The sequence below is a fragment of the Pantoea sp. CTOTU49201 genome (genome assembly GCF_032054795.1).
Classification (GTDB): domain Bacteria; phylum Pseudomonadota; class Gammaproteobacteria; order Enterobacterales; family Enterobacteriaceae; genus Pantoea; species Pantoea symbiotica.
Map to the genome: position 1 here is coordinate 1 of NZ_DAMBSA010000465.1, position 3,374 is coordinate 3,374.

General features: G+C 54.5%; 2 protein-coding genes. One reads left to right on the top strand and one right to left on the bottom strand.

Going from position 1 to position 3,374, the window contains the following annotated elements:
- Positions 1–131 precede the first annotated feature (131 nt).
- Positions 132–2,855 (bottom strand): magnesium-translocating P-type ATPase, encoded by a 2,724-nt coding sequence (gene mgtA / locus RTY00_RS22205; protein WP_312666279.1) that lies wholly within the window; start codon positions 2,853–2,855, stop codon positions 132–134.
- Between the two features lie 276 nt (positions 2,856–3,131).
- Here mgtA and RTY00_RS22210 point away from each other — a divergent pair.
- The coding region (locus RTY00_RS22210) for a hypothetical protein (RefSeq protein WP_312666281.1) at positions 3,132–3,374 on the top strand (243 nt) is incomplete at its 3' end.

Below are 3,374 nucleotides of genomic sequence, written 5' to 3' on the forward strand. Positions count from 1 at the left end.
AAGGGCAGGAAATCCTGCCCTTCTTCGCGTTAACGAAACACCAGCGTTAACACCTCGATGACGATCATCATCAGTATCAGGTGAAACACCACCTTATTGAGATTGCGGTTACGCATTTCGCCTCCATGTGTTTAAAACCACTGACCAAAACGCTTGATGTAGAGCATTTTCATGCCCTGCGCGACCACGCAATAACCGAGCAGTGTCGCCACCAGCCAAGGGAAGTAAGACCATGGAAGCGGCACCAATCCCACCATCGCACCCAGCGGTGAGAACGGCAGCAGAATGCCGGCAATCATCACACACGCAGTGGTCAGCAGCACCGGCAGCGCTGCACGGCTCTGGATAAACGGAATCTTTTGCGTGCGCAGCATGTGCACCACCAGCGTCTGCGACAGCAGGCCTTCAATAAACCAGCCGGACTGGAACAGTGACTGCATTTCTGGCGTATTCGCCGCGAACACGTACCACATCAGCGCGAAGGTGGTGATATCGAAAATCGACGATGTTGGCCCAATCCACAGCATAAAGCGTTTGATATTACGCGCGTCCCATTTACGCGGTTTGCGCAGGAACTCGCGGTCCATTTTGTCCCACGGCAGCGCCAGCTGGGACAGATCGTACATCAGGTTCTGAATCAGCAGATGTATCGCCAGCATCGGCAGGAACGGAATAAAGGCGCTCGCCACCAACACCGAGAACACGTTGCCGAAGTTCGAGCTGGCGGTCATGTTCAGATACTTAATGATGTTGCCGAAGGTTTCGCGTCCCTTCATTACGCCCTCTTCCAGCACCATCAAATCTTTTTCCAGCAGGATGATATCGGAGGACTCTTTAGCAATGTCCGCCGCGCTATCCACGGAAATCCCGACATCAGCATCACGCAGCGCCGGCGCATCATTAATCCCGTCGCCGAGGAAGCCAACGGTGTGGCCTTGCTGCTGCAGCGCGCGCAGGATGCGTGATTTCTGCAGCGGCGTGAGTTTAGCGAATACTGAACTCTGCGCGGCGGCATCGGCCAGCTGCTCGTCGCTCATCAGGGCAATCTGGTCGCCGGTGATGATCGCGCCGCTGTCGATGCCAACCTGCTGGCAAATACGCGCGGTGACCACCGGATTATCGCCGGTCAGCACTTTGACGCTGACGCCATTGTCGCGCAGCGCGCCGATGGCTTTGGCGGCGCTCTCTTTCGGTGGATCGAGGAAAGTCAGCAGCCCTTCAACCGTTAAGCCTTGCTCATCCGCCACGCTCAGCGGCTGTTGTAAACCCGGCTCCGCCAGCACGCGACTCGCCACCAGCAGCACGCGGAAACCCTGCTCATTATATTGATGTGCCAGCGCCAGCAGTTCTGCGCGACGCGTTTCGTTCAGCGGCTGCACCAGTTTGCCTTCACGCTCGGCAGTCGCGATGCTCAGCATCTCTTCCACCGCGCCTTTGCAGATCAGCATTTGTTGATTGAGACGACGATCGCGCACCACCACCGAGACGCGACGGCGAATGAAATCAAACGGCAGTTCATCCACTTTGATATAGGTATCGCCCACCGCCTCGCTGACGCGGTTTTTGCCGTACTGCAAAATGGCGCGATCCATCAGATTCAACGTACCGCTTTGATAATGGCTGTTGAGCCAGCTCAGCATCAGCACGCGAGAATTCTCCACGCCAGCACAATCCAGATGATGCTCCAGAATGATGTTGTCCTGCGTCAGCGTGCCGGTTTTGTCGGTGCAGAGAATATCCATCGCGCCGAGGTTTTGAATCGCATTCAGACGTTTGACGATCACTTTACGCCGCGACATGGCGATGGCACCTTTCGCCAGATTGGAGCTGACGATCATCGGCAACATTTCAGGCGTTAAGCCCACCGCCACCGCCAGTGCAAACAGCGAAGCATCCAGCCAGTCGCCTTTGGTCAAACCATTAATCAGCAAAACCACCGGCACCATCACCAGCATGAAGCGGATCAGCAGCCAGCTCACGCTGTTTACACCACGATCAAAAGCGGTTTGTGAGCGATTACCAACTATCGATTTCGCCAGGCTGCCGAAGTAGGTTTCACTGCCGGTTGCCACCACTACCGCTTTGGCGCTGCCGCTCGACACGTTGGTGCCCATCAGGCAAACGCTGCCGAGTTCCAGCAGCGATGTGCCCTGCTCGCTGGCACCGCTGCTTTTACTGGTGACGTGGCCGGTGACGTCATATTTCTCAACCGGTAACGATTCGCCGGTCAAAATCGCCTGGCTGATAAACAGGTCGCGTGAATCCAGCAGGCGCACATCGGCTGGCACCAAATCCCCCGCCGACAGATAGATGATGTCACCCGGCACCAGCGTGGCGATATCGACTTCCTGTTTGAGCGGCGCTTGCTGCGCTGACTCACGACGCAGCACCGTTGCGGTGGTGCGCACCATTGATTTCAGCGCCTGCGCCGCTTTATTGGTGCGGAACTCCTGCCAGAAGCGCAGCAAACCGCTGAGCGTTACCATCGTCACAATGATGATGACACCGGTCAGATCGGTCTCCTCGCCGTTGCGCAGCGGCAGCCAGAAATCAGTGAAAAAGCTCACCAACGCCAGCGCCATCAGGACATAGATAAACGGATTGTTGAACGCCTGCAGCAGCTGCAATAAAGCCGGTGGCGCTTTGTCGTGTTCAACCTGATTGCGGCCATAGACGCCTAAACGTGCCTCGGCTTCACGCTCACTCAGGCCAAGCGCATCGCTGCGTAGACGCACCAGCGTTTCATCGGCAGTGAAACCGGCTTCATCTTCAATCAGGTAACGAGGTGTTTTTTGACGCGGCTGGCGCGTGGTATTCCAGGCCTTTTTTTCCTGGTTGAGTTTCATGTCAGTCATAGTGACATTCCTCTTTATTACGGCAATAAAAATCCCTGCGTGCGTGGCACACAAATTAAATTAACGGCAATGCGTTTTTTAAATTAAAAATAACCTATCGGGAATTTCCATATGACCTCCCGGAAATTAAAGACGAAAAGAGTCGCTCGAAAAATAACGAGTAATAAATAAAGACGAAGGTAAACACCACGCAATCGAACAGCGAAAAGCTGTCTAATGCGCAGCGCAAATCAGCACGCTGGGGTTCAGCGCGCGTATCGAGGCGGAGGGAAAAGTGTGTTAAAAATCATGTGCATGATGATATCCCCACGGGCTTTGGCCCGTTACAGTGTCGTTTTAAGGGAACAATCATCAGAAAAGGGAGGATTGCTGCCCGCCATGGTGGCAAGCAGCGACAAAAAAGTTCGCGCGTCAGCTTGCCTTGTGATGCCAACTAAAAGGGTGACTGTCCAACTGAACTCTCCTGCTTTGAAATTGCGGCCATTATATTCCCGGAAGGAACGAAGTAAAGTTAATTAT

Excerpts from the sequence above, each read along its gene's own strand:
- mgtA (WP_312666279.1), bottom strand. The coding sequence starts at position 2,855 with ATGACTGACATGAAACTCAACCAGGAAAAAAAGGCCTGGAATACCACG.